This window comes from Stenotrophomonas sp. GD04145 (assembly GCF_029835135.1).
Lineage (GTDB): Bacteria > Pseudomonadota > Gammaproteobacteria > Xanthomonadales > Xanthomonadaceae > Stenotrophomonas > Stenotrophomonas maltophilia_P.
The window spans coordinates 104,718-129,460 of the sequence record NZ_JAODZG010000003.1; the positions used below are offsets into that span (position 1 = coordinate 104,718).

26 protein-coding genes, 6 tRNA genes, 1 other RNA gene and 1 pseudogene are annotated in these 24,743 nt (G+C 62.7%); 27 read left to right on the forward strand and 7 right to left on the reverse strand.

Going from position 1 to position 24,743, the window contains the following annotated elements:
* Window positions 1–26: 26 nt before the first annotated feature.
* From clpP to N7367_RS02660, 10 genes are all read left to right on the forward strand, one after another.
* The gene (gene clpP, locus N7367_RS02615) at window positions 27–653 is read left to right on the forward strand and encodes an ATP-dependent Clp endopeptidase proteolytic subunit ClpP (protein ID WP_053520351.1); all 627 of its coding nucleotides are present in this window, start codon (window positions 27–29) and stop codon (window positions 651–653) included.
* Window positions 654–779: 126 nt separating this feature from the next.
* Window positions 780–2,069: an ATP-dependent Clp protease ATP-binding subunit ClpX gene (gene clpX, locus N7367_RS02620; RefSeq protein ID WP_053520352.1), complete on the forward strand. Its 1,290-nt coding sequence runs from the start codon at window positions 780–782 to the stop codon at window positions 2,067–2,069.
* A gap of 142 nt (window positions 2,070–2,211) precedes the next feature.
* The gene (lon, locus tag N7367_RS02625; protein WP_053520353.1) at window positions 2,212–4,662 is read left to right on the forward strand and encodes an endopeptidase La; all 2,451 of its coding nucleotides are present in this window, start codon (window positions 2,212–2,214) and stop codon (window positions 4,660–4,662) included.
* Between the two features lie 217 nt (window positions 4,663–4,879).
* Window positions 4,880–5,152, forward strand: a complete 273-nt coding sequence (locus N7367_RS02630) for an HU family DNA-binding protein (RefSeq protein ID WP_005408270.1) — start codon at window positions 4,880–4,882, stop codon at window positions 5,150–5,152.
* 11 nt (window positions 5,153–5,163) lie between these two features.
* Window positions 5,164–5,238 (forward strand) — tRNA-Val (locus tag N7367_RS02635).
* Window positions 5,239–5,264: 26 nt separating this feature from the next.
* Window positions 5,265–5,341: transfer RNA gene (locus tag N7367_RS02640), tRNA-Asp, on the forward strand.
* A gap of 84 nt (window positions 5,342–5,425) precedes the next feature.
* Window positions 5,426–5,502, forward strand: a tRNA-Asp gene (locus tag N7367_RS02645).
* 87 nt (window positions 5,503–5,589) lie between these two features.
* A tRNA-Asp gene (locus N7367_RS02650) sits at window positions 5,590–5,666 on the forward strand.
* A gap of 107 nt (window positions 5,667–5,773) precedes the next feature.
* Window positions 5,774–5,850 (forward strand) — tRNA-Asp (locus tag N7367_RS02655).
* 130 nt (window positions 5,851–5,980) lie between these two features.
* Window positions 5,981–7,936, forward strand: a complete 1,956-nt coding sequence (locus tag N7367_RS02660) for a peptidyl-prolyl cis-trans isomerase (RefSeq protein ID WP_053519048.1) — start codon at window positions 5,981–5,983, stop codon at window positions 7,934–7,936.
* Between the two features lie 99 nt (window positions 7,937–8,035).
* Here the strand turns inward: N7367_RS02660 and N7367_RS02665 are convergent, their stop codons facing one another.
* Both N7367_RS02665 and gloB read right to left on the reverse strand, forming a co-directional pair.
* Complete coding sequence (locus N7367_RS02665) at window positions 8,036–9,241, reverse strand: lytic transglycosylase domain-containing protein (RefSeq protein ID WP_279941661.1); 1,206 nt, start codon at window positions 9,239–9,241, stop codon at window positions 8,036–8,038.
* Window positions 9,238–10,002 (reverse strand): hydroxyacylglutathione hydrolase, encoded by a 765-nt coding sequence (gene gloB, locus N7367_RS02670; protein WP_279941662.1) that lies wholly within the window; start codon window positions 10,000–10,002, stop codon window positions 9,238–9,240. The genes N7367_RS02665 and gloB overlap by 4 nt, the downstream gene beginning before the upstream one ends.
* An 11-nt stretch (window positions 10,003–10,013) precedes the next feature.
* On the opposite strand from gloB, the gene N7367_RS02675 reads away from it, so the two are divergent.
* From N7367_RS02675 to dnaQ, 3 genes are read left to right on the forward strand one after another with little or no spacing between them, the layout of a single operon-like run.
* Entirely contained in the window at window positions 10,014–10,658 is a 645-nt protein-coding gene (locus N7367_RS02675) for a methyltransferase domain-containing protein (RefSeq protein WP_053519054.1), read from the forward strand.
* A gap of 13 nt (window positions 10,659–10,671) precedes the next feature.
* Complete coding sequence (gene rnhA / locus N7367_RS02680) at window positions 10,672–11,124, forward strand: ribonuclease HI (protein ID WP_053519056.1); 453 nt, start codon at window positions 10,672–10,674, stop codon at window positions 11,122–11,124.
* Between the two features lie 4 nt (window positions 11,125–11,128).
* The gene (gene dnaQ, locus N7367_RS02685) at window positions 11,129–11,860 is read left to right on the forward strand and encodes a DNA polymerase III subunit epsilon (protein ID WP_053519058.1); all 732 of its coding nucleotides are present in this window, start codon (window positions 11,129–11,131) and stop codon (window positions 11,858–11,860) included.
* 35 nt (window positions 11,861–11,895) lie between these two features.
* Here dnaQ and N7367_RS02690 read toward each other — a convergent pair whose 3' ends face one another.
* A complete protein-coding gene (locus N7367_RS02690) occupies window positions 11,896–12,600 on the reverse strand; it encodes a protein phosphatase 2C domain-containing protein (RefSeq protein ID WP_053519060.1) in 705 nt (234 codons plus the stop codon).
* 162 nt (window positions 12,601–12,762) lie between these two features.
* Here N7367_RS02690 and N7367_RS02695 point away from each other — a divergent pair.
* Together N7367_RS02695 and N7367_RS02700 are read left to right on the forward strand one after the other, a co-directional pair.
* Window positions 12,763–12,853, forward strand: a tRNA-Ser gene (locus N7367_RS02695).
* A 133-nt stretch (window positions 12,854–12,986) separates the two neighbouring features.
* Window positions 12,987–13,391 carry a DUF6165 family protein gene (locus tag N7367_RS02700; RefSeq protein WP_053519062.1) on the forward strand — a complete coding sequence of 135 codons (405 nt, stop codon included), beginning with the start codon at window positions 12,987–12,989 and terminating at the stop codon, window positions 13,389–13,391.
* 46 nt (window positions 13,392–13,437) lie between these two features.
* Here the strand turns inward: N7367_RS02700 and N7367_RS02705 are convergent, their stop codons facing one another.
* The gene (locus N7367_RS02705) at window positions 13,438–14,484 is read right to left on the reverse strand and encodes a glycosyltransferase family 9 protein (RefSeq protein WP_111187162.1); all 1,047 of its coding nucleotides are present in this window, start codon (window positions 14,482–14,484) and stop codon (window positions 13,438–13,440) included.
* A gap of 20 nt (window positions 14,485–14,504) precedes the next feature.
* Between N7367_RS02705 and N7367_RS02710 the strand changes: the two genes are divergently transcribed.
* The 3 genes from N7367_RS02710 to N7367_RS02720 are packed head-to-tail and all read left to right on the forward strand — an operon-like array spanning window position 14,505 to window position 16,407.
* The gene (locus N7367_RS02710; protein WP_053519066.1) at window positions 14,505–15,254 is read left to right on the forward strand and encodes a 3-deoxy-D-manno-octulosonic acid kinase; all 750 of its coding nucleotides are present in this window, start codon (window positions 14,505–14,507) and stop codon (window positions 15,252–15,254) included.
* Window positions 15,254–16,021: an MBL fold metallo-hydrolase gene (locus N7367_RS02715; RefSeq protein WP_065175949.1), complete on the forward strand. Its 768-nt coding sequence runs from the start codon at window positions 15,254–15,256 to the stop codon at window positions 16,019–16,021. The genes N7367_RS02710 and N7367_RS02715 overlap by 1 nt, the downstream gene beginning before the upstream one ends.
* The gene (locus N7367_RS02720; RefSeq protein WP_053519070.1) at window positions 16,018–16,407 is read left to right on the forward strand and encodes a nuclear transport factor 2 family protein; all 390 of its coding nucleotides are present in this window, start codon (window positions 16,018–16,020) and stop codon (window positions 16,405–16,407) included. Before N7367_RS02715 ends, N7367_RS02720 begins: the two co-directional genes overlap by 4 nt.
* Window positions 16,408–16,472: 65 nt before the next feature.
* On the opposite strand, the gene ffs is transcribed toward N7367_RS02720, so the two are convergent.
* Window positions 16,473–16,569, reverse strand: an RNA gene (gene ffs / locus N7367_RS02725) — signal recognition particle sRNA small type.
* Window positions 16,570–16,869: 300 nt separating this feature from the next.
* Between ffs and sugE the strand changes: the two genes are divergently transcribed.
* Window positions 16,870–17,187 carry a quaternary ammonium compound efflux SMR transporter SugE gene (sugE, locus tag N7367_RS02730; RefSeq protein ID WP_279941664.1) on the forward strand — a complete coding sequence of 106 codons (318 nt, stop codon included), beginning with the start codon at window positions 16,870–16,872 and terminating at the stop codon, window positions 17,185–17,187.
* 568 nt (window positions 17,188–17,755) lie between these two features.
* On the opposite strand, the gene N7367_RS02735 is transcribed toward sugE, so the two are convergent.
* A complete protein-coding gene (locus tag N7367_RS02735; protein ID WP_241874593.1) occupies window positions 17,756–18,781 on the reverse strand; it encodes a HipA domain-containing protein in 1,026 nt (341 codons plus the stop codon).
* 228 nt (window positions 18,782–19,009) lie between these two features.
* On the opposite strand from N7367_RS02735, the gene N7367_RS02740 reads away from it, so the two are divergent.
* On the forward strand, window positions 19,010–19,237 hold the full coding sequence (locus N7367_RS02740) for a hypothetical protein (protein WP_241874594.1): 228 nt from the start codon (window positions 19,010–19,012) through the stop codon (window positions 19,235–19,237).
* A gap of 571 nt (window positions 19,238–19,808) precedes the next feature.
* A complete protein-coding gene (locus tag N7367_RS02745; protein ID WP_185695358.1) occupies window positions 19,809–20,108 on the forward strand; it encodes a hypothetical protein in 300 nt (99 codons plus the stop codon).
* Between the two features lie 40 nt (window positions 20,109–20,148).
* On the opposite strand, the pseudogene N7367_RS02750 reads toward N7367_RS02745, so the two are convergent.
* Window positions 20,149–20,301 (reverse strand): annotated as a pseudogene (locus N7367_RS02750) (transposase); the annotation flags it as partial.
* A gap of 177 nt (window positions 20,302–20,478) precedes the next feature.
* Here N7367_RS02750 and N7367_RS02755 point away from each other — a divergent pair.
* From N7367_RS02755 to N7367_RS02780, 6 genes are all read left to right on the forward strand, one after another.
* Window positions 20,479–21,564 carry a tetratricopeptide repeat protein gene (locus N7367_RS02755; RefSeq protein WP_279941665.1) on the forward strand — a complete coding sequence of 362 codons (1,086 nt, stop codon included), beginning with the start codon at window positions 20,479–20,481 and terminating at the stop codon, window positions 21,562–21,564.
* 9 nt (window positions 21,565–21,573) lie between these two features.
* The gene (locus N7367_RS02760) at window positions 21,574–21,987 is read left to right on the forward strand and encodes a hypothetical protein (protein ID WP_279941666.1); all 414 of its coding nucleotides are present in this window, start codon (window positions 21,574–21,576) and stop codon (window positions 21,985–21,987) included.
* A gap of 64 nt (window positions 21,988–22,051) precedes the next feature.
* Window positions 22,052–22,666: a hypothetical protein gene (locus N7367_RS02765; RefSeq protein ID WP_279941668.1), complete on the forward strand. Its 615-nt coding sequence runs from the start codon at window positions 22,052–22,054 to the stop codon at window positions 22,664–22,666.
* 18 nt (window positions 22,667–22,684) lie between these two features.
* Window positions 22,685–22,990, forward strand: a complete 306-nt coding sequence (locus N7367_RS02770; protein WP_279941669.1) for a hypothetical protein — start codon at window positions 22,685–22,687, stop codon at window positions 22,988–22,990.
* A 12-nt stretch (window positions 22,991–23,002) separates the two neighbouring features.
* Window positions 23,003–23,836, forward strand: a complete 834-nt coding sequence (locus tag N7367_RS02775; protein ID WP_279941670.1) for an abortive infection family protein — start codon at window positions 23,003–23,005, stop codon at window positions 23,834–23,836.
* Window positions 23,837–23,845: 9 nt separating this feature from the next.
* Complete coding sequence (locus N7367_RS02780) at window positions 23,846–24,646, forward strand: hypothetical protein (RefSeq protein WP_279941671.1); 801 nt, start codon at window positions 23,846–23,848, stop codon at window positions 24,644–24,646.
* Window positions 24,647–24,743 lie beyond the last annotated feature (97 nt).

A 24,743-nucleotide genomic window follows, 5' to 3' on the forward strand; every position in this document is an offset into this window, starting at 1 on the left:
TCCCCCCAAGATAGGTACCTCACGTAATGGACAACCGAACCAAAGCCCTGAACCTGGTTCCGATGGTGGTCGAGCAGACCAGCCGCGGCGAGCGTGCCTACGACATCTATTCGCGCCTGTTGAAGGAGCGCCTGATCTTCCTCGTGGGCCCGATCGACGATCACATGGCCAACGTGGTGGTGGCGCAGTTGCTGTTCCTGGAATCGGAGAACCCGGAGAAGGACATCAACATCTACATCAACTCGCCGGGTGGCGTGGTCACCGCCGGTATGGCGATCTACGACACCATGCAGTACATCAAGCCGAATGTGAGCACCACCTGCATCGGCCAGGCGGCCTCGATGGGTGCCCTCCTGCTGGCCGCAGGTGAAGCCGGCAAGCGCTATGCGCTGCCCAATTCGCGCGTGATGATCCACCAGCCGCTGGGGGGTTACCAGGGCCAGGCGACGGACATCGACATCCACGCGCGCGAGATCCTGACGCTGCGTTCGCGCCTGAATGAGATCCTGGCCCGCCACACCGGCCAGTCGCTGGAAACGATCGCTCGCGATACCGAGCGCGACAACTTCAAGAGTGCGGTCGAAGCGCAGGCCTACGGCCTGGTCGACCAGGTCCTGGAGCGTCGCCCGGATGAGTCGGTCCAGGCGGGTTGACCCGCCTTCACGGGGCCAGGCAGGCCTCGTTCCTGCAGGGTCGGGCGGGACTGGTGTCCCTCCGGCCCTGTGCTATTCTCGAATCGAACCCCCGTTCAGCGGGTGGGGTAACTGGGTAAGCGAAGCATGAGCGAAGACCGCCAAGGTCGTTCCACGGACACCGGCAAGATCCTCTACTGCTCTTTCTGCGGCAAGAGCCAGCATGAAGTGCGCAAGCTGATTGCGGGTCCGAGCGTGTTCATCTGCGATGAATGCGTGGAGCTGTGCAACGACATCATCCGCGAAGAACTTGAGGAAAAGGCGCAGTCGGCGCGCAGCTCGCTGCCGAAGCCGCGCGAGATCCTCGAGGTCCTCGACCAGTACGTGATCGGCCAGAACCGCGCCAAGCGCACCCTGGCTGTGGCCGTGTACAACCACTACAAGCGCATCGAGAGCCGGCAGAAGAACGACGACGTCGAGCTGGCGAAGTCGAACATCCTGCTGGTCGGTCCGACCGGTTCGGGCAAGACCCTGCTGGCCGAAACCCTGGCCCGCCTGCTCAACGTGCCGTTCACCATGGCCGACGCCACCACGCTGACCGAAGCCGGTTACGTGGGCGAGGACGTGGAGAACATCATCCAGAAGCTGCTGCAGAAGTGCGACTACGACGTCGAGAAGGCGCAGCAGGGCATCGTCTACATCGATGAGATCGACAAGATCTCGCGCAAGAGCGAGAACCCGTCGATCACCCGCGACGTGTCCGGCGAAGGCGTACAGCAGGCCCTGCTGAAGCTGATCGAAGGTACCGTGGCCAGCGTGCCGCCGCAGGGCGGTCGCAAGCATCCGCAGCAGGAGTTCCTGCAGGTGGACACCAAGAACATCCTGTTCATCTGCGGCGGCGCGTTCGCCGGCCTGGACAAGGTGATCCAGGCCCGTTCCACCGACGTGGGCAGCATCGGCTTCGGCGCCAAGGTGAAGAGTGCCGAGCGCAAGCAGGAAGTGGGCAAGCTGCTGGCAGAAGTCGAGCCGGAAGATCTGATCAAGTTCGGCCTGATTCCCGAGTTCGTCGGCCGCCTGCCGGTGGTGGCGACCCTGGAGGAGCTGGACGAGCCGGCCCTGATCAAGATCCTGACCGAACCGAAGAACGCCATCACCAAGCAGTTCAAGAAGCTGTTCGAGATGGAGAACGTCGAACTGGAGTTCCGTCCGGACGCCCTGTCGGCCATCGCCCGCAAGGCGCTCAAGCGCAAGACCGGCGCCCGTGGCCTGCGCACCATCGTCGAATCGGTGCTGCTGGACACCATGTACGACCTGCCTTCGCAGGAAAACGTCAGCAAGGTGGTGGTGGACGAATCGGTGATCGAGCACAAGTCCGAGCCGTACCTGATCTACCAGACCCCGGCGGCCCCTGAACAGAAGGCCGCAGGCGCCGAGTGATTCTTCCAAGTTGTTGATTGGAAAGAATTTTAAAGGAATGCCTTGCATCTGAAAGCCGATGGCCCCATAACGGGGCCATCGGCTTTTTTTGTCTCCGGAAGATGTCCTCCCGGAGGCGGTTTTCCCCTTCCCTGGAGCCCCCATGGCCCGTTCCCCAAGTGAAACCCTCGACCTGCCGGTCCTGCCGCTGCGCGACGTAGTGGTGTTCCCGCACATGGTCATCCCGCTGTTCGTCGGCCGTGACAAGTCCATGCACGCGCTCGAACAGGCAATGGAGGCAGACAAGCGCATCCTGCTGCTCGCGCAGAAGTCCGCCGAGACCGACGACCCGCATGCGGCCGATCTCTACCAGGTCGGTACGCTGGCGCAGGTGCTGCAGCTGCTGAAGCTCCCCGATGGCACGATCAAGGTGCTGGTCGAAGGCCTCTCGCGCGTGCAGGTGACCCATGTCGACGAACGCAACGGTTCGCTGCACGGCCAGGCCGTGGAGATCGACGCTGCGGACGAGCGCGAGCCGCGCGAGATCGAGGCGATCGCCCGCTCGCTGATGTCGCTGTTCGAGCAGTACGTGAAAACCAACCGCAAGCTGCCGCCGGAGCTGCTGCAGACCCTGGCCGGGATCGACGAGCCTGCGCGCCTGGCCGACACCATCGCCGCCCACATCAGCGTGCGCCTGGCCGACAAGCAGCGCCTGCTGGAAACGCTGGCCGTCGGCGAGCGCCTGGAGATGCTGGTCGGCCTGGTCGACGGCGAGATCGACGTGCAGCAGATGGAAAAGCGCATCCGCGGCCGCGTGAAGTCGCAGATGGAGAAGAGCCAGCGCGAGTACTACCTCAACGAACAGATGAAGGCCATCCAGAAGGAACTGGGTGACCTCGACGACGCGCCGGGCGAGCTGGAAGAGCTGGCCCGCAAGATCGCCGAAGCGGGCATGCCGAAGGCCGTGGAAGCCAAGGCGCGCAACGAACTGAACAAGCTCAAGCAGATGTCGCCGATGTCCGCTGAGGCGGCGGTCGTGCGCAATTACCTGGAGTGGCTGCTGGGCGTGCCGTGGAAGAAGCGCACCAAGGTGCGCAAGGACCTGAAGGCCGCGCAGGACACACTCGATGCCGACCATTACGGCCTGGAGAAGGTCAAGGAGCGCATCCTTGAATACCTGGCGGTGCAGTCGCGGGTGAAGCAGATGAAGGGCCCGATCCTGTGCCTGGTCGGGCCCCCGGGCGTGGGCAAGACCTCGCTCGGCCAGTCCATCGCCAAGGCCACCAACCGCAAGTTCGTGCGCATGTCGCTGGGCGGCGTGCGTGATGAGGCCGAGATCCGCGGCCACCGTCGCACCTACGTCGGCTCCATGCCGGGCCGCATCGTGCAGAACCTCAACAAGGTCGGCAGCAAGAACCCGCTGTTCGTGCTCGACGAGATCGACAAGATGTCGATGGACTTCCGTGGTGATCCCTCCTCGGCGCTGCTGGAAGTGCTCGATCCGGAGCAGAACAACGCATTCAACGATCACTACCTGGAAGTGGACCTGGATCTGTCGGAAGTGATGTTCGTGGCCACCTCGAACTCGCTCAACATTCCGGGCCCGCTGCTGGACCGCATGGAAGTGATCCGCATCCCCGGTTACACCGAGGATGAGAAGCTCAACATCGCGACCCGCTACCTGGTGCCCAAGCAGATCAAGGCCAATGGCCTTAAGCCGGAGGAACTGGAAATCGGCAGCGATGCGATCCAGGACATCGTGCGCTACTACACCCGCGAGTCGGGCGTTCGCAATCTGGAACGCGAGATCGCCAAGATCTGCCGCAAGGTGGTGAAGGAGATCGCGCTGGCAGGCCCGCAGCCGGTGAAGGCCAGGAAGGGCGCGAAGAAGGCCAAGGCGCTGGTCACGGTGACCGGCAAGAACCTGGACAAGTACCTGGGCGTGCGCCGCTTCGATTTTGGTCGCGCCGAGGAAGAAAACGAGATCGGCCTGGTCACCGGCCTGGCCTGGACCGAAGTCGGTGGCGACCTGCTGCAGATCGAATCGACGCTGGTACCGGGCAAGGGCCAGTTGATCCTGACCGGCCAGCTCGGCAACGTGATGAAGGAATCGGCTTCGGCGGCGCTGTCGGTCGTGCGTTCGCGCGCCGATCGTTTCGGCATCGACAGCGACTTCCTGCAGAAGCACGACGTGCACCTGCACGTTCCGGACGGTGCCACGCCGAAGGACGGCCCGAGCGCCGGCGCGGCGATGGTGACGTCCCTGGTCTCGATGCTGACCAGGGTGCCGGTGCGTGCCGATGTGGCGATGACCGGCGAAATCACGCTGCGTGGGCGGGTCACCGCCATCGGTGGACTGAAGGAGAAGCTGCTGGCTGCACTGCGTGGCGGTATCCGCACGGTCATCATTCCCGAAGAGAACCGCAAGGATCTGGCCGACATCCCGGCCAACGTCACCCGTGATCTGAAGATCGTGCCGGTGAAGTACATCGAAGAAGTGCTTGATCTGGCATTGGAGCGTCCGCTGGCACCGAAGAAGGCGCGCAAGAGTGCGCAGCGCGTCACGGTACGTAGCAAGGCGAAACCGAGTGGAAACGCGCGCGTCAAGCACTGACGCGCGTTGCCGAATGGCCTGAAACCCGCGTCGTTGCTGGCTTTCCAGCTTGCGTGGGGGTAGGGCCACTGGTATAAAAGCAGCACTCGCAAATGAGTGATCGCTGTTGGCGATCTCTGAATCGGCGAACCGTTTCCACATGGCGATCGCGCGCAGATGGCGTGCGGTTGCTTCCCTGTCGAATCCGCGGAACCCACCGCCAAAGGAGTTGTAGAGAATGAACAAGACCGAATTGATCGACGCCGTTGCTGAAGCTGCCGACCTGACCAAGGCCGAGTCCAGCCGCGCTGTCGATGCCGTCGTTGCTGCCATCACCAAGGCGCTGAAGGACGGCGATGCGGTCACCCTGGTTGGCTTCGGTACCTTCCAGGTCCGCGACCGTGCAGCCCGCACCGGCCGCAACCCGAAGACCGGCGACACCATCAAGATCGCTGCTTCGAAGAATCCGTCCTTCAAGGCTGGCAAGGCCCTTAAGGATGCTGTAAACTAAGCGGCTCGCTGGGGTGCTTAGCTCAGCGGTAGAGCGTCTCCTTTACACGGAGAGGGTCGGGGGTTCGAAACCCTCAGCACCCACCACAGCACCGCGGTAAAAGTTTGAGTGTGGAGCGGTAGTTCAGCTGGTTAGAATGCTGGCCTGTCACGCCGGAGGTCGCGGGTTCGAGTCCCGTCCGCTCCGCCACTTCAACGAGGCCTCCGGCCAAAAGCTGGAGGCTTTGTTTTCTCCCTGATCCTGATCGGGAAGAGAACACAAGCAGTACAACGCGGAGCGGTAGTTCAGCTGGTTAGAATGCTGGCCTGTCACGCCGGAGGTCGCGGGTTCGAGTCCCGTCCGCTCCGCCATTACATCGAGGCCCCCGGCCCAAAGCTGGGGGCCTTGTCTTCTCCCCGGCCTGTCCGGGACGAAGGCAGAAGGGTTGTCGCAAGCACGGAGCGGTAGTTCAGCTGGTTAGAATGCTGGCCTGTCACGCCGGAGGTCGCGGGTTCGAGTCCCGTCCGCTCCGCCATTGCGAAGTTCTTAAGTCCTTGTGAAAAAACTTTGAAAAAAGTGTTCATCGGGCTGGGTTTCCAGGGTGTCTTCGGATATACTGGGCGCCTGCAAAGTTTCAAGCGCGGAGCGGTAGTTCAGCTGGTTAGAATGCTGGCCTGTCACGCCGGAGGTCGCGGGTTCGAGTCCCGTCCGCTCCGCCAACTTTCAAAAGCCCTCGGCGAATGCCGGGGGCTTTTTCTTTGCGCGCATGTCGCCCTTGGCGTTTTTGGTCCCTGCGACGAAGCGGGTTACACTGCCGGGCTCGCCAATCAGGCCTTGTGATTCCTCACCATGCTGCAGAAACTCCGCGACAAGACCTCAGGCTGGATCGTCACCGTGATCCTGGGGCTGCTGATGATTCCGTTCCTGTTCGTGATCGACAACAGCTACCTGGGTGGCGTTGGCGCACAGAACGTGGCCAAGGTTTCCGCACCGCCGACCTGGTGGCGTTCCGCGCCGTCGTGGTGGCCGGTACGCATGCTGTGGCAGCACCATGAGATCAGCGCGCAGGATTTCCGCACCCGTTTCGAGCAGGAGCGCATGCGTGAGCGCCAGCAGCAGGGCGAGAACTTCGACCCGCGCGCGTTCGAAAGCACCGAGAACAAGCTGGCGGTCCTGGATCAGCTGATCGACGAGCAGGTTGTGCGCCTGGTCGGCGAGCAGGCAGGTGTGGTGATTGGCGATGGCGCCGTGCGCGAGTACATCACGTCCATGCCGGCGTTCCAGGGGCCGGATGGCAAGTTCAACGAGAACAGCTACCGCCTGGCGCTGGCCGGCGGCAATCCTCCGCGTACCCCGACCCAGTTCCAGGAACTGGTGCGCGAGAGCCTGCAGCAGTCGGTGATTCCGGCCGGACTGCAGAACTCCGGTTTTGTCACCCAGGCCGAGACCGAACGCCTGTTGAAGCTGCTGGGCGAAACCCGTGATGTCGAGCTGGCTGCGCTGCCGCCGGTGCCGGCTGACACGGCCCCGGTGACCGATGCGCAGATCAAGCAGTGGTACGACAGCCATGGCAAGGATTTCCGCCAGGCCGAAACCGTTTCGCTGGAGTATGTCGAGGTCAACGGTGCCAACCTGCCGGCGCCGACGCCGGCCGACGAAGCCACCCTGCGCAAGCGCTACGAGGAAGAAAAGGCCAAGTTCACCTCTCCGGAGCAGCGCCAGGCCGCCCACATCCTGATTACCGGCGACGGTGCTGAGGCCAAGGCGAACAAGCTGGCGGCCGAGGCAAAGGCGGCCGGTGCCGACTTCGCAGCCCTGGCCAAGGCCAACTCCGAGGATCCAGGCTCCAAGGACCAGGGCGGTGACCTGGGCTGGGTGGAGCGTGGCGCGATGGTCAAGCCGTTTGAAGACGCCCTGTTCGCGGCCAAGGCCGGCGACGTGATCGGTCCGGTCAAGACCGACTTCGGATACCACATCATCAAGGTGGCCGCGGTACGCGGCGGCGAAGGCAAGTCGTTCGAGGACGTGCGCGATACGCTGGCCGCCGAACAGCTCAAGGCCGACGGTGAGCGCGGTTTCAACGAGCTGGCCGGCCGTCTGGTCGATGCCATCAACAAGAGCCCGAGCGACCTAGCTGCCGCAGCCAAGGAAGTGGGGCTGCCGCTGCAGACCCTGGGACCGATCACCCGCGCTACCGCCAGCGGCATCGCCAGCGACCCGGCCGTGCTGCGCGCCGCGTTCTCGGACGTCCTGGTGCAGGACGGGACCGCCAGCGATCCGATCGCCCTGGGAGGCGCCACCAACCACAGCGTCGTGATCCGCGTCGCGGCCCACACGCCGGAGCAGGCGCTGCCGCTGGAGAAGGCCCGCGAGCAGGTGATCGCCGCGATTCGTGCCGACCGCCAGCGCCAGGCCAGCGACAAGGCGGCCGAAGCGCTGCTGGCCAAGTTGAAGGGCGGTGCCACCCTGCAGTCGCTGGCTGCCAGCGAAAAGCTGCAGCTGAGCCCGATGCCGGGCCTGCCGCGTGGCCAGCCGGTGCCGACCCCGGAAATCAACAGCGCGATCTTCAGCGCGCCGGTACCCACCGCAGGCAAGCCGACCTACGGCAAGGTCGACGTCAACGGCCGTGCGCTGGTGTTCGCGGTGAACAAGGTCAATCCGGGCGACATCAAGGACGTGACCGCCGAGCAGCAGAAGCAGCTGAAGGAACAGTTGAGCCAGATCGACGGCATGGCCGCAGCCAAGGCCTACATCGACGCGATGCGCAAGAAGTTCGTGGTGCAGACCACCGAAGCGAATCTGTAAGCCCACGGCGGGCAGAACGGAAAGGCCCGGCATTGCCGGGCCTTTTTCGTGGGCGGGTGCCCGGTAGCAGGAGGATCGCGCGGCGCTGCTGTGCGCCGGTCAGTCTTCCAGGCGAAGCACCGCGCCCGGCTTGAGCACGCTGCTGCCACTCAGGCCATTCAGCGACAGCAGCGCCTTGACCGGCATGCCGTAGCGACGGGCAATGGTCCAGGCCGACTCGCCGTTGCGCACCGTATGCCGACGGCTGCGCGGACGGTCGACGGCGGCGGCGACGGTGCGGGCAACCCGCGGCGCTGGCGAGGCAGCGGGGGCAGAGGCGGGCGAAACCGAGGCCGCCAGCGCCGTCGTGCTGTCCACCACGTCGGCGGTCGCCGCTGCGACAGGGGCCAGCACCCGGGTGGTGCCCGTGGGGCGGCCACCGGCGGCCAGGGCGGGATTCAGGCGGGCGATGCGTGCCGGGTCCAGTGAGCGCTGGGCGGCCCACTGCTGGACGCTGGTGCCGGCCGGCAGGGCATGATCCTTCAGCACCGGCACGGTGCGGTCCAGCGAGGCCATGACGCCCGGCTGTTCTTCCACGTCTTCCAGCACGCAGGCCAGGGCGTGAAGCTTCTCGACGTAGGCATAGGTGACCGGCGACAGGCCGGGCAGGGCCGAGGGCGTGGCGTTCTGCGCATTCATGCCCGCCTTGCGCAGTGCCTGCAGCACGCGATATTCGCCAGCGTTGTAGGCCATGGTGGCCAGCCGCCAGTCGCCGCCGAACATGCCGTGCAGGGTTTTCAGGTAGCGCACCGCGGCCTGGGTCGAATCCACCGCCGACAGGCGGCCGTCGTAGCCGTTGGCCATCGGCACGCGATGGTTGCGGGCGGTGGTGGCGATGAACTGCCACAACCCGGTCGGTCCGCTGCCATTGCGGGCATTGGGCCGGTAGCCGCTTTCCACGAAGGGAATCAGCGCGAATTCGGTCGGCAGGTTGGCCTTGCGCAGTTCTTCGACCACATAGCCGAACAGGACCAGTGCATCGTCATCCTGGTTGGCCAGGCGCGAAGGGGCGTGCGCGAACTGCTTCTGCCAGCGCGGGCTGGTGGCCTCGGCGTCGCAGGTGGGTTCAGCCAGGCCATCGCGGAAGCTGGAGAAGATCTCCTGGCCATTGCGCACCGATGCAGGTGGCAGCGAAGAGGCGTCCAGGGGCAACGCAGCAGCGGCGGTGAGATTCTGGCCGATGCCAGCGCCCAGCGACTGCGCGCCTGCGGTTCCAGCCAGCCCCAGAGCGATGCCCAGGGCCAGCGGCAGACTTCGGCGCATCATGCGCGGAAGCCGTCTTTCCAATGCCGGAGACCGGCCATGACATCGACATCGTCAACGATGTCGCGCCCCAGGTACGCCGACACCGCCGCGCGGATCGGCGCGGTGTGCACACGCAGGAACGGATTGCAGTCCAGTTCGTTGGCCAGGGTTACCGGCAGGGTGGAACGGTCATCGCGGCGCATGGCCAAAGCCTCCTCTTGGCGCTGCCGCAGGGCAGCGTTGGCGGGGTCGACATGCCGCGCGAAGACGGCATTTGACACGGTGTACTCATGGGCACAACAAAGCAGCAGTCGTGCAGGCAAGGTACCCAGCGTGCGCATCGATGCCAGCAGCTGGGACGGCGTACCTTCGAACAGGCGTCCACAGCCCAGGCTGAACAACGAATCTCCGCTGAAAAGATGTTCAGCAGTGTGAAACGCGATGTGGCTGCGGGTATGCCCGGGCACGGATAGTACGTGGAACGTCCGGCCCAGTGCCTGAACGCGTTCACCTTCGCCGACGCGTTCGGTGGCGGTGGTGATGCGTTCCTCCACCGGTGCGACCACCCGCGCGCCGGGAAAACGGGCACGCAGGGCCGGCACGCCACCGATGTGGTCGTCGTGATGGTGGGTCAGCAGGATGGTATCCACGCGCAGGCCCTGTTCGGCCAGCGCGAGCACCGGCGCGGCATCACCGGGATCGACGACGATGGCAGCGCCTTCATCATCGATCAGCACCCAGATGTAATTGTCCGCAAATGCGGGCAGGGCAGTCAGTCGCATAGAATTGGACCATGCCCGCGCTGCAGAGCACCCGTCAAGCGAGCCTGGCCCCGTGGTTCGACAGCGAGCCGGCGGCGGCCCTGCGCGTGCTGGAGCGGCAACTGCTGTTGCCACAGCTGTCGGTGCTGCCCGCACAGCCCTGGATGTGGATCGCGCCGAGCGCTGCCTGGCTGGAAGATGCGCAGCCGGGCGGGCGCGGCCTGCGCCTGTACCGCAATGGCGGCCGCTACGCCGGCGATGCGTGCTGCGGTCTGCCGCTGCCGCTGGCCACCGAAAGCGTCAATGCCATCGTGCTGCAGCACGTGACGGCCGCTGATGCCGACCAGCTGCTTGACGAGTGCGAGCGGGTGCTGATGCCCGGCGGCCATCTGTGGTTGAGCAGCCTTAATCCGTTCAGTCCGTTCCGCACCCACTGGCGCCAGCATGGCCTGACGGTGCGTACGCCGCAGCGGATCCGCCAGCTGCTGGGTCGTCACGGGCTGGACTGCGACGACATGCGCTACCTGGGCCCGCTCTGGCAGGGCGCCGGCAGTCGTGGCCGCGGGGGTTGGGCCCCGCTGCGCGCGGCCTGCCTGTTCCATGCCGAAAAACGTACGTTGGCCCTGCCCGGGCCGACACCGCTGCCGGTGCGCTGGCATGGCACCGTTGCTACCTGATTCTGGAGCTGTATTGAAAACCATCGAAATCCATACCGACGGATCCTGCCTCGGCAATCCCGGTCCCGGCGGCTGGGCCGCGTTGCTGCGCTACAAGGACCACGAGCGTGAACTGAGCGGCGGCGAAGCGCATACCACCAACAACCGGATGGAACTGATGGCGGCCATTTCCGGCCTGGAGGCGCTGACCGAGCCCTGCAACATCGTGCTGTTCACCGACTCCCAGTATGTGCGGCAGGGCCTGACCCAATGGATGCCGGGCTGGATCCGCAAGAACTGGAAGACCGCCGGCGGTGATCCGGTGAAGAACCGCGAGCTGTGGGAGCGGCTGCATGCGGCGACGCTGCGGCACCAGATCGACTGGCGCTGGGTGAAGGGGCATTCCGGCGATCCGGACAATGAACGCGTCGATACGCTGGCGCGCAATGCCGCCATCCAGATCCGCGATGCCAGCCCGGTAAACTGAGCCCATGCGTCAGATCATTCTCGATACCGAAACCACCGGCCTGGAGTGGAAGAAGGGCAACCGCATCGTCGAAATCGGCTGCGTGGAGCTGTTCAAGCGTCGCCCCACCGGCAACAACTATCACCAGTACATCAAGCCGGACTGTGAGTTCGAACAGGGCGCGCAGGAGGTCACCGGCCTGACCCTGGACTTCCTGGCCGACAAGCCCGAGTTCGCGCAGATCGCCGATGAGTTCCTGGCGTTCATCGACGGCGCCGAGCTGATCATCCACAACGCGGCATTCGACCTGGGCTTCCTCGACAACGAGTTGTCCCTGCTGGGGCCGCAGTACGGGAAGATCACTGATCGCTGCACCGTGATCGATACCCTGGCGATGGCGCGCGAGCGTTTCCCGGGCCAGCGCAACTCGCTGGACGCGCTGTGCAAGCGGCTGGGCGTGGACAATTCGCACCGTGCACTGCACGGCGGCCTGCTCGATGCGCAGATCCTGGGCGATGTCTACATCGCGCTGACGTCAGGGCAGGAAGAGATCGGCTTCGGTCTGGGCGAGGACGAGGCCGGCGCGGGTGGCGCGGTGCTGCAGGCGTTCGATGCTGCCAAGCTGCTGCCCCGTCCGCGCGTGGTCGCCACCGCATCGGAACGTGAAGCGCACGCCGCGCGACTGGAGCGCCTGCGCAAGAAGGCCGGTCACGCGCTGTGGGACGGCCCGAAAGTGGAAGAGCCCGCCAGCGCGTAGACCCTCGGCGCAGGGTGCACGTGCGGTCCGCTGGCTCAGTGGCAGCGGACCAGGATCACGCTGATGTTGTCGCGGCCGCCGCCATCAAGCGCGGCGGCGACGAGCGTATCCACGCATTCCTGTGCGCTGGCGTCGTCGAACGCCAGCGTGCGGGCGATGCCACGATCATCGACTTCCTCGGTCAGGCCATCGCTGCACAGCAGCAGCTGCATGCCGGGACGAAGTTCGCCACGGGTGGTGGCCACGTTCAGGTGCGCCGGATCGGTCACGCCCAGCGCCTGGGTGACCACATTGCGGTGCGGATGCGCGCGCGCCTGCTCTGCGGTCAGGTTGCCCTGCGTGACCAGTTCCTGCACCACGCTGTGATCCTGGCTGAGCTGGGCCAGCTGGCCGTCGCGCCACAGGTAGGCCCGGCTGTCACCGACCCAGGCCACTTCGTAGCGATTGCCCTGCACGCGCGCGGCGACCACGGTGGTGCCCATCGGCAGCGTATCGTTGCGTCGCCGCGAGGCGCGGATGATCTCTTCGTCGGCCGTGCGGATGGCCTGCTCCAGCGACGCGCCGCGGCGGATCTCGCGGACGATGGCTTCGCGCGCCAGCGCGCTGGCGACCTCGCCGCAGGCGTGCCCGCCCATGCCATCGGCCACCAGCCACACGCCCAGCTCGCTGTCACCGTAATAGGTGTCCTCGTTGAGCTCGCGGCGCAGGCCGGGATGGGTGAGATGTCCGAATTCGATCATGGTGTGCGGGGCGGAGTAGCGCGGGGGAGAGGGCATCATCACGGCGTGACCGGCATCCGGCAAGGCATGGCGGCAGGAAAATTGCGCCGCAGGCCCCGGGAGACTTGTCGGCAGCCTCACTTCCTCGTATGATGCGCGTCCCCGGTTCGCCGGGGACCACCCGGAGAGGTGGCAGAGTGGTTGAATGTACCTGACTCGAAATCAGGCAGGCGTTTATAGCGCCTCGGGGGTTCGAATCCCCCCCTCTCCGCCAGATGAAGAAGAAAGCCGCCCCCCGGGCGGCTTTTTTCGTTGTCCGGCTGGCCGCGCGCGTTGCGGGGCGGCAATGGATCTCCCCTCGGGGTGCTGCGGGTTAACATGTACGCATCACCTGCTGGAGCTCCCCCATGACTGCTGAAATCCTCGTTCCCGTGTCCTTTGGCGAACTGCTCGACAAGATTTCGATCCTGCAGATCAAGTCCGAGCGGATCAGCGACGAGGGCAAGCTGGCCAACGTGCGCAAGGAGCTGTCGGCGCTGGAGCAGACCTGGATGGCGCACCCGGCCGCGGTCAAGGACATCGCCAAGCTGCGCGGTGAACTCAAGGCCGTCAACGAGCAGTTGTGGGACATCGAGGACGACATCCGCCTGAAGGAGAAGGCGCAGGCGTTCGACCAGGGCTTCATCGACCTTGCACGCAGTGTGTATCTGCGCAACGACGAGCGCGCTCGCATCAAGAAGGCGATCAACCTGGCACTGGGCTCTGCCTACGTGGAAGAGAAGTCGTACCAGGATTACGCACAGCGTGGGTGAGATGGATCCGCCGGGCGTGGCCCGGCGCTACCGATGATCCATCGACTCAGGTGAGGTGGTCGGTCACGTAACGTTCGAAGGCGGCGATGCCGTCCTCGACCGTGATCAGTTCCATCACATCATCGAACTCGATCTTGGTGCCCCACTTGAGGTCGGCGGCCTGCTTGCCGAGATACTTGCGTGCGGCGTCGTCATAGCGGTCCACGCAGTAGCGGCGATCCGAATACGGGCCGCTGCGGTGCGGGTTGCTGGCCGCGTGCAGGCCCAGCACCTTCGCTCCCATGGCATTGGCGATATGCATCGGTCCCGAATCGGGTGTCATCACCAGATTGGCGCGTGCCAGCAGCGCAGGCAGCTGCTTGAGCGTGTCCTTGCCGACCAGGTCCAGTGCCGGCGTGTGCAGCTGGGCCTGGATCGCGTCGGCCATGCTGCGTTCCAGTTCACTGCGCCCACCGCACAGCACCACCTGCCAGCCGCGCTGCGTGGCATGGTTGGCGACGGCCGCGTAGCGGTCGGCGTACCAGTTGCGGCGGACGTGGCTGGAGCAGGGCGAAATCATCAGTACCGGCCGGCCATCATCCTGCCACTGCGCCGCGGCCCACTCGAAGGCCGACTGCGGCACGGCCAGGTCCCAGCTCACGTCGGTCTGGTGCAGGCCCAGCGGCTCGCAGAAGCTGCCGATCGCATCCAGCACGTGGATGCCGGGGCGGTCCGGAATGCGTTCGTTGATGAACAACCCATGCAGGTCCTTCGAGCGGCTGCGGTCGTATCCGATGCGGCGTTCGGCCGGGATGAACGCCGACAGCAGGTTCGCGCGGAAGGCCACCTGCATCTGCAGCAGCGCCTCGAAGCGCCCCGGTGGCAGCTGCTTGCGCAGCTCCTTGACGCCGGCCATGCCGCTCTTCTTGTCGTAGGCATGGAAGGTCACGCCCGGCAGACCCTCGAGCAGCTTCTGCCCGGCCTTGTCGATGATCCAGTGGATCGGCGTGTCCGGGCGTGCGGCCTGCAGCGTACGCACCAGGGGCACCACGTGGGTGACATCGCCGAGTGCGGACAGGCGCAGAAGGCACAAGGATGAGGACGCTGATGCCATGTGTTGTTAGACTCAAAGAAATGGTCGCATTCGACGCCAATGAAGCGCTGACGCCATGCCGCGAGGGTCGCGGCATCGGGGCCATTCTGTTCGACCGCGAGCGCCTGCGGCAAGCCGACATCGGCCTGTTCTCTCCCCAGCACTGGGGCAGCCGGGCCCGGCCGGTGGGCGAAGGGGGACGTGGCAGCGCCTGGTTCGTCGACGCGCCGTTCGGCCCCAGCGTGCTGCGCCACTATCTGCGCGGTGGCCTGGTGGCCAGGATCAGCCACGACCAGTACCTGTGGCGGGGCGCCGACCGGACCCGCAGTTTTGCCGAGTTCCGGCTGATGCGGGCCCTGCGCGCGCTGAAGCTGCCGGTTCCCCGGCCGGTGGCGGCTTTCTACATGCGGCAGGGCATGCGCTACCGGGCGGCGATCCTGATGGAACGGATCGAAGGGGTGCGTTCGCTGGCCGACCGCGCGCTGGTTGCCGGACGTGGCGCGCCGTGGGAAGAGACCGGTCGGCTGATCGCCCGCTTCCACCGTGCCGGCCTGGACCATGCCGACCTCAACGCGCACAACATCCTGTTCGACAGCAACGGCCATGGCTGGCTGATCGACTTCGATCGTGGCGTCATCCGCATTCCGGCCACCGCCTGGCGGGAGCGCAACCTCAAGCGCCTGCTGCGCTCGTTGATCAAGCTGCGCGGCGAGCGCAGCGTAGAGGACGTGCAGAAGGACTACGCGCGGCTGCGCCGCGCCTATGACATGGCCTGGAACCGGGGCACCTGATGGACTGGTCGTTGCGTTTCCTCGGCGTCGGCAATGCGTCGGCGGTCGAGTTGGGATCACCGATGTCGGTGATCGAGCGCGAAGGTCGGCCGTGGTTGACGATCGACTGTGGCGGGGAAGGCCTGACCGCCTTCAAGGCGCACTACGGCCACATGCCGCAGGCGCTGTTCATCACGCATGTCCACCTGGACCATGTGGCCGGTTTCGAGCGGCTGTTCGTGGATACCTACTTCAACGCGCAGCGGCGTGGGAAGGTGCGCCTGTATGTGCCGGCCACCGTGGTGCCGCTGCTGCACAGGCGCATCGGCGATTACCCCAATGTGCTGGCCGAGGGCGGTGCCAATTTCTGGGATGCGTTCCAGTTGGTCGTGGTCGGCGACGCGTTCTGGCATGAAGGCGTGCGCCTGGAAGTATTCCCGGCACGCCACCACTGGCCGGAGACCGCCTATGGGTTGCGCCTGCAGGGCGCGCTGACCTGGAGCGGTGATACCCGGCCGATCCCGGAGATGCTGGCGCGGTACGCCAGTGACAACGAGCTGATCGCCCACGACTGCGGCCTGCACGGCAATCCATCGCATACCGGGGTCGATGATCTGGAGCGCGAGTACAGCGCTGAGCTGCAGGCGCGGATGATGCTGTACCACTACGCCAGCGTGGCCGATGGTGCTGCGCTGGCCGCGCGCGGACACCGCGTGGCACAGCCGGGCCAGTGCGTGCCGCTGGCGACCCCGACCGCGCCGCACGTGCTGGCGCAGGATCCGCCGTGAATACCTCTGGCCAGCCTGCCGACGCGGCGCTGGCGGCCGAGCTGGAACATCTGGAACGCGCGCTGCACACCCCGCAGGTGCGCGGTGATCGCGCGCGGCTGTCGGAACTGCTGGATGAGGATTTCAGCGAGATCGGCAGCTCCGGCCAGTGCTATGGCCGTGCGGCTGCGCTGGCGGAGATTCCGCTGGAGCGGGCGCAGGTGCAGATCGAATCGGAGCAGTACGCCGTCTCGTTGCTGGCACCAGACCTGGCCCAGGTGCGTTATCGCAGCCGCTACCACCTGGATGGCCAGCCGCAGCGCTGGGTGCTGCGCAGTTCGTTGTGGCGCAGGCATGGGCAGGGATGGCGGGTGGTATTCCATCAAGGGACGCCCGAAGCACGGTAGCGCCGGCGAGGGGGCCAACCAGGGTTGACCTCTTACCAGAGCGCGGCACTGCCAGAAAGGCGATGGCCCCGCCGGCTGACCTCGGCGCCCGCGTCGATCGATACCGTTGCTGCCTTCCGGCCCTGGCGGGGTTTTCGACCTAGCGTCGCGAGGGGCCGACGGGGCCACCATAGAGACGTTGGCCGCCCGGAGGCGGCCTGTTCACGGATCAGGGGAAGCAGCGCGGGGTGCGCCGGAGACCACAGCCGGACTGCACATCGGCTGGCCGATGGCAGGCGCGCATTCTAGCGCAGGCATGCGTATCGACGCCAGCGCCATGCGCTGAATCTGCTGTAACCCGCGGCGCGTGTTCGCGGCCGGGCGGCGCGGGCGTTGCTAGAATCCCGGGCCAGGAGGAACGACCTCCCCCGCATCGGGAATCAATGACCAGGACGGCCTGGCCCTGCCAAGAGGAGGGCCGTCATGGCCTGGATCTATCTGTTGTTCGCTGGCCTGCTGGAAATCGTCTGGGCCGTGTCGATGAAGCAATCGGAAGGCTTCACCAAGCTCACTCCCACCCTGGTCACCCTCGCCGGCATGATCGCCAGTTTCTGGCTGCTGGCCGTGGCCATGCGCAGCCTGCCGCTGGGAACGGCTTACACGATCTGGACCGGCATCGGCGCGGTCGGCGCCTTCGTGGTCGGCATCGTGTTCCTGGGTGAACAGGTCAGCCCGATGCGGATCGGCGCGGCGGTGTTGATCGTGTCCGGGCTGGTGCTGATGAAGCTGTCCAGCAGCTGAGATGGGGCGCAGTTTCCTGGACAACCGACCCTGGCTGCCCGCCAAATAAAAAAGCCGCCCGATGGGCGGCTTTTTCATTCATCTGGCGGAGAGAGGGGGATTGTCGGGTGCATCCCTGCACCCGATCCCTGCGCGCGCTGCGCTTCGGGACCCGCCTTCGGCGGTCCGGATCTGCTCCTGCAGATCCGTCGAACCCCGGCGAGGCTTCTCACCCCGATGCTCTCCACCAGACAAATAAAAAAGCCGCCCGATGGGCGGCTTTTTCATTCATCTGGCGGAGAGAGGGGGAAACAGTACCTTGACCGTCCCGCCTAGCTCCGGAGGCGTCCGCAAACCGGATTTGTGTCCTGTGGTGTGTCCCGGATGCTAGCCGACTCGTGCTTTCAGCACCACAGCGACGAGGCTGAAGTGTCCATGTCGAGCGGGACTTCAGCGCGCGAGCTAGGGCTGGCTAGCAGAAAGAGCGTGGCGGGTTTGCTAGCGCTCCATTCTTAGAATGCATTGCCTGAGTAAGTCGATCTCCATGCATTTTTCCGTGGCCAATTGCATCAGACGTAGAAGGCGGCGATCAGCTTTCCTTCGCAGGCGCGAAGGGGTTTGTCCGTTTTGCTTTTTTGCGTGCAGTAAAGCGCGCCGGATCAAAGCCCTTGCGCTGACGCAGTAGCGCCGCTCCATCAATCTGACGTGCCAATTCGCTGATGTCTCGGTCAGTCACGCCGCATTGGCGGAAGTGAGATTGCCAGATGCTAACGACATCAATGACCCGCTTGACCTCTTGGGTTGCTTGCACTGTGGTGAGGCCGAAAAGCTCGCATTGGGACATGGCGTTGTCTATGGTCGATTCCAGCCCCTTATCTCCGCAGATGAACTCTTGGCGGCCTTGGCCGGAGTTGCAAGGCAGCACATCGTAGGCAGGGGCAAGTTCAAAGCGCGGTCGATTAAAGGGATCTTTGATCAGGAGTGCATGGTTTTTCTCGTGATCGTCTGTGTTGTCAATCAAAACGTTGAAGACCATGCGGCGAAACAGCTCTGCGGCTTGCGTCAGGTTCAGTGAATTGCTGCTATCACCTGCCCGGCGAAGCAAAAGGGCCAAGCTCGGATAACCCAGGTCTGGCTCTTGTCCATCCGGGGTGGCCGCTCTAAGAGCTGTGCCGGCACTAATGCTGTGAATGCGCCTCAAGCCGTGCCGGTCGAAACGTTCGATGGCAAGCGCATGCGACCCAGTGAGGCGAATAGGACGGGTGCGGGCGACGCAGATACCTGCCTTGCTAGCCAGGGTCATCGACGCATGCTCGATCAGCGGCGCATCAACCTGCTCTCCATGGAAGAACTTGATCACCCACTCTCGCCCATCGATTTCTATCAGGGCTTTGGGCTTTGCTCCGCCCAAAGGACTCCCCACGCCAGCAAACAAGCGCTCCTCAGTCTCGCTTAGTGGCTCTGAATTGATGATCTTGATGGCGACATCGTTGAGCTCTTGAACCGCGTTGAGCCTCGGAAGCGGCCCGTTTGTCTTCGGCGCGTATCGATCACGCAAGCTTGAAACCCCGAGTGCCCCAAACCGGTCATCGCCAGCGTAATACAGATATTCCATCAAGCTCAGGCGTGACGGCTGATCGATACAGCGGATGACTCTCTCGCCCCATCGGTCAGGACGCGCATCATCGACCGCACCGACCGCTCTTAGGCCTGCGGTGCTGCTGAGGCGACTAGGCGGAAAGTATATGTGCCCCCCGAGAGGAAGATCCTCGCTAAGGGCAAAGCCGCTGCGCTGCCATGTGTCGTCGTATTGGAGAGAAACCCCTTTACCTGACAGGGCAAGATGGCCTATGTAGCGGGGATGCTCAGGATCGCCGAGATACCAAAGGTAGAGATCATCGAATATCACCTACTTTCCTCGGCGTTGCTTGGTAAGGCGAGCTTCAGCCGCAGCTTGGGCGCGATCACGCGCCACTTTCTTGGCCAACCCTACGTCACGTTGAAGAGCGCCCTGATCATGTTCCGGCGCAGCCAGCTTCGCCAATTCGCCATCTCTTTGAATGAGCCATAGGGCAGTGGCGACAATTCCGATGCCAACGCCCGGATCCCCAGCCTCCAAGCGTTGGAGTGTTGGCACCGACACGCCCAATCGGCCCGCCCAGCTCCGGAGTGATTCGCCACGACGCAGCCGCGCCACAGCAAGATCAGCACCAAGCTGATCGAGCGCAGCTGACGTGGCCGGTGGAAGTTGACTGAGCGCGAGGGTGGCTTTTGGCATGAACATAGATATACACAATTTCCGGCCTTATGTCAACATCTATGTTTACATTTCTGTGGCATCCAAGCCTGACGAGTTAGGTGCTGCGGTCCTTTGAGATTGTGAAGAAAACAGTTGCTGTTCCGACATTTTTCATGGTTTCTCACCAACGATGGCGAGGGTGAGCGTGAGGATCAGTGCAAAGCGGCCCATCGTGGGAGAACTTGCGGGCTTAATCCACTCTGTTGATAAAAGTGCGACAATCGTCACATGTTCTTGCTATCCCGATTTAGCCCTCTTCGGAGAGCGGGGGATGGCAGGGGACTGCAGCCTATACAGGGGGCACGAGGCTGTGGGGACTAATGCCCCATCCAAGGAGAAGGAAATGAAGAAGCTTTTGCTCACCCTGGCCGCTGGTGTCGCTCTGGCGGGCTCTTTTGCTGTTTCGGCTCAGAGCCATTCGGTGAAGGGGCACTATCGCTCGGACGGTACCTACGTCCAGCCTCACCACCGTAGCAATGCGAACTCTACCAAGCTGGACAACTACAGCACCCAAGGAAATTACAACCCCTACAACGGGAAGTCCGGGACTGTAGATCCTTACAAGCCGACGCAGAGCAATCCATACGGTAGCCCCTACAACCAGCCGAGGACGCAGCAGCGTCGATCTGGCTACGGCTACTGAAGTCTAGGGCCCTGCTGACGCGGGGCTTTTTTATAGTTCTTCACCCAACACTGGGCAAGGCTCCACGGATTCTGAGGAGGAAATGGGCATCGTCTCGGTATCCGTAGGTGACGCGCTTGATGACCTTGATCTTGTTGTAAATCCCCTCGACCAGATTCGTTCCTAGGAGGCATCGGAAATGGGCGAGGATGCCTGAATCTGACATGTGACTGGCTTCACGCTCCGCTTACAATGGAGCGGTCATCAGTGAACAGGGGAAGTTCGTGCGCTCTACCATTTTTCTGAGCCTGAGGCTCGGCCTAGCACCGGCAAGCTTTCCAGGGGGAGAGGCGTCTCCGGCCTCCGGCCCGGGTGCGCAAGGGCTGGCCCCATGATTCTGGGTATCCTGGCTCTGCTCGTGCTTGGCTTCTTCTTCCCGCCTCTGTGGCTGGTTCTGATCGGCTACCTCATTTACATCTACGCCTCGCGCCACACCCGGAAGGAGCGAGCTGTGGAGGGCCGGATTCGGGCAATGATTGCTGCAAAGAAGGACATGGCGACGTTCTCCGAACTCTACTATGAGGCTGCCAGGTCATACGCCATCTCCAAAGGTTGCACCGTTTCCGACCACGAGGCGGCATCTGCTGGGGTGATGATTGATGGGAAGGCATGGAACGCCGTCTTTCTGAGGGAGCGGGATGGTGGCACGACGATTACGCTTCAAGATCATGCAGCAGTGGAGAAGTGGATTCAGAACGATGTCGATAGCGTTATTGCTGCGGGGAAGTCCGTCGAGCAAGTTCCCGATATCCGTTTGATGGGCACCAGCACGCTCGCTCGGCAAAGAACTGACGAAGCCTTCCAGATGCTCTTGGGCAGAGCTGAGGACGGGGAGGCTGAGGCGCAGAACGAAATTGGCTTCTGTTATGGGAAGGGTGTCTACGTCGCGAAAAATTACAAGCTAGCTCACCAATGGTATGGGAAGTCCGCAGAGCAATCGTTCGCCAACGCGCAGTTCAACTTGGGCGTTCTTCACTACCAAGGACTGGGTTGCAAACGGGATATTGGACAGGCTGAGAATTGGTTCAAGCTGGCAGCGGCTCAGGGTCATTCGAATGCCCAGCAGAATTTGCGACGTATCGAGTTGGAGAAGCCTCTAGTCCTTGAAATTTACGCTGTGAACCAGCAGCTTGGTAAGCAAAAAGCTCCCGGCTTGGTCGATTTCGAGCTCGCTCATCTCTACCTTGACGAACTCAAAGCCCTGATCGATGACGAGGAGGTGCGCCAGGGCTTCGTTCTGGCGGCGACCACTGGACAGATTTCGTTGGCAAAGGCGGCAAAGATTCAGGACGCGGTGACTTGGGCGTGGAACCTGTCGTCAGCCACTCCGCTGACGTATCACCAGATCATCAATGCGGTCTCGAATGACGATTGGTCTGTTTTCAACGGAATGCCGGAAAGCGGCTCGGGAACCTGAGGGCGACAAATGGGATTGTTCAGCGGCATCAAAGACAACTTCAAGAAGAGCGAAGCAGCCGTTTGCGTCCAGAATTTGTTGGACCAACAACAGAGAATCGGCTACTTCACCGGAAATCCGGCGAGCTATGCGAGCGCTATTGTTCAAGCGGCGTGGGATGAGCGACCGCATGTATTCAACGGCAAGTTCGGTCACAGACCCCACAAAATTTCGGTAACCGCTATCGTGCTTTCTAGGGCGCTCTCCCTTAGCAGTGAAGGAGACCCAAATCGATTTGCGCTGTTGGCCTGCCTTGGAACCGCGTTGTCAGAGGCTCACACGAATGCGGGCTTCTACCCCTTTAACAACCTGGACATGACGCTGATTGAAGCGGCGGGCGAGGTGTTCATCGAGAAGGGGAACGAGATGGGAGTCCCGATGTGACACGGATGCCAATCGGCTCTTGGTTCGAGAGAAGTATCAGAAAAATTCAACAGGGGATTTCACAATGAAGAAGAAGGTAATGGCAAGCGTGTTCGCAGCGCTGATGGCTCCTGCGTTCGCGCATGCGACAGATTTCATGGGTATTGAGCTTGGGGCAAAGTTCGACATGCCTGAGTGCCAGTTCACCGGGGAGGGCTATCTCGCGCGCTACACCTTCGTCTTCGATCAGCCGGTTCGGCCCTGCTGGAAACGCAGCATCCTTAAAGGCAAGCCGGGCGAGAAGCTGGACAAGGACAGCAGCTTCAAAATCGACTTCGTGACCAGCGATGGCAAGACGCCTCTCGGTGTTGGCACGGACTCCACGCTCATCGTTATTGACGGCGTAGTGGAGGGCGTGCAGGCCACCACAAACGGATACGAGCACCAGGACAGCATTCTTCGTGCGCTTCAAACGAAGTTCGGCAAGCCCACGTCTCTTAAAGAAGAGGCGATGGAAAACCGCATGGGTGCATCATTCCGATCTCATGAAGCGGTCTGGAAGACCCCGGCGCTTGAAGTCAAGTTCTCCGGCATAGTTTCCAGGATTGATTTCGGCTACATCTCGGTGTTTACGCCGAAGGCCACCGCCTTTGTCGAAGAGGAGTACGAGCGCAAGCAGAAAGCAGCACCGTCCTTCTGATCAACCATGGAGGTGGCTATGCCGCATAGCAAGGTGTCGCGCCGCTGCCGACTGTTGAACGGACTGGCGCTTCTGTTCGTCGGACCGCTGGCCTCTTGGTTAGCTTTCGGACTTCTGGTGCGGTTCCAAGAGTTGCCGGCATCGCTGGACCGATTGCCTTTTACGTGGGCCTACTATCTGGGGATTACGGCGCTTCCCATGCTCTTCGGACTGATACTAACTGCATTTGTTCGACCTGCGTATGGATGGCTTGTTTACGCGCTGGGCAGTGCCTTCATGCTCTACGGGCAAGCCAAGTTGCTTGCCCTGCCGCCAGTCCACTGACAGAGATTCGCAATGCTGAAAGATTTTCCTCGCCCGCTGGCGTCCGTCATCGGTGATGTGGTGGGCAACCACACTCAGCATCACCAGACACTTGAAAACATGATGTATGAGGCCGGTGCATCTGGCGATCCACCGGAAGGTAGCTGCGTTCGAAAGGTGACAGAGTGGTTTGTGAGAGAGGGAAAGGATGACCCTGCCAAGTCGCTCACTATTCTTGGGAAATTCATCGAGACACTTATGGACGGCGAGGTGTCGCGTTGGGACCCCGACCGCGAGCTCACGGCTCGCAAGCGCATCAACGAGGCCCTCGCTCGCTACCAACTGAGCTACGCGTTTGGCGGAAGGATTTTGGGTGCGCACAGCGTGACCGCGCCCAGCCGAGCGTTCGCCGATGCGCTAAAAGAATTCTCTGTAGCTGAAGTCGAAGAAGAATTTGAGAGGGCACTTCGCTCTGTGGAGAGCGATCCAGCTTCTGCTGTGACAGCGGCATGTGCGATTGTTGAGGCGCTGTGCAAGCACTACATCGCTACGGAGGGCTTGGAACTGCCGTCAAACCAGACCGTTAAGCCACTTTGGGTAGTGGTTGCTAAGCATCTGAAGCTGTCGCCTGAGCAGCTGGAAGATGATGACCTCAAGCGAGTTCTCGCAGGGCTTAGCTCGATCATTGATGGCGTCGGCGCCTTCCGAACTCACGCTGGCAGCGCCCATGGGCAGCACAAGCGCACGTATAAGGTCGCTCCGCGCCATGCTCGACTAGTTGTCCACTCAGCGCACTCGCTGTGTTTGTTTGTTGTGGAGACCTGGAAGGAACGCAAGAAGAGCGGTACAGGCAGGCTGAAGGTTTAGGGCGGAGCTATGGGGATCGTTGGCTTTCTGAAGTCGCTTGTGTGGGCAAGGGGTCGTGCTGCTCCTCAAGGCCAAGTGTCGCAAGAGGCCGCCTATAAGGCGCTCGAAATCACGCTAAGCGATGACGTGTTCGACTGCTACGACGCCGTGTTCGACCAAGCCATGGCGAAGGTATCGGGTATCCCTGCGGAAGACGTAGATGCCATCAAGGATTACATCATGGCAGTTGAAGGCGGCTTCTTGAATGCTCACGGATACTACGCGCACGTATGGGAGAAGTACTTCGCAGGTCGCTCTTGGCGATGGCTAGAACATGAGGAGTGGCTATCCATCTTCTCCGAACTGGGTCGCTTCCCGCTCAACTTTCCTCAGCCTCCGCCGTCACAGCGATCATCCGTTTCTTCTTTGTTGCAGCGGATGAAAGTTGCAGACTTGAAGCTGCTATGTAAGTACTGCTCAGTGAGTTTCAACTCAAAGACTAACAAGGCCCAACTGATTGGGATGCTGGAACTGATTCCAAATATAGAGAAGCAGCCACAGCTTCAGGCCATCGCGTCTCAGCTCAACTCTGAGGCGAGGCGGTCCCTCTACTCTCTACTTATGCGGACAATCCAGTTCCGGGCAATGAGTCTGCACAACATGAGAAGATCTCATGCCATTGGAGTGACAGAGTTCAGGGTCATGCACACTTTCGAGCAGGATAGAGATTTTGTGGATTTGGCTTGGAGGAGAGTGCCAGATGGACTTCCCCCTTTGTTTCCGGGCGACATGAGTGGCCTGCGATCCGTGATCCAGTCATTTGATGCCTAGGTCCTGCTGCTCTTAGGATGCCCGATAGAACGCTATGGGCTCTTCATTGTGATCTTCCTTTGCTAGTGTTAATTGACTATCCATACGTTAGTCCATA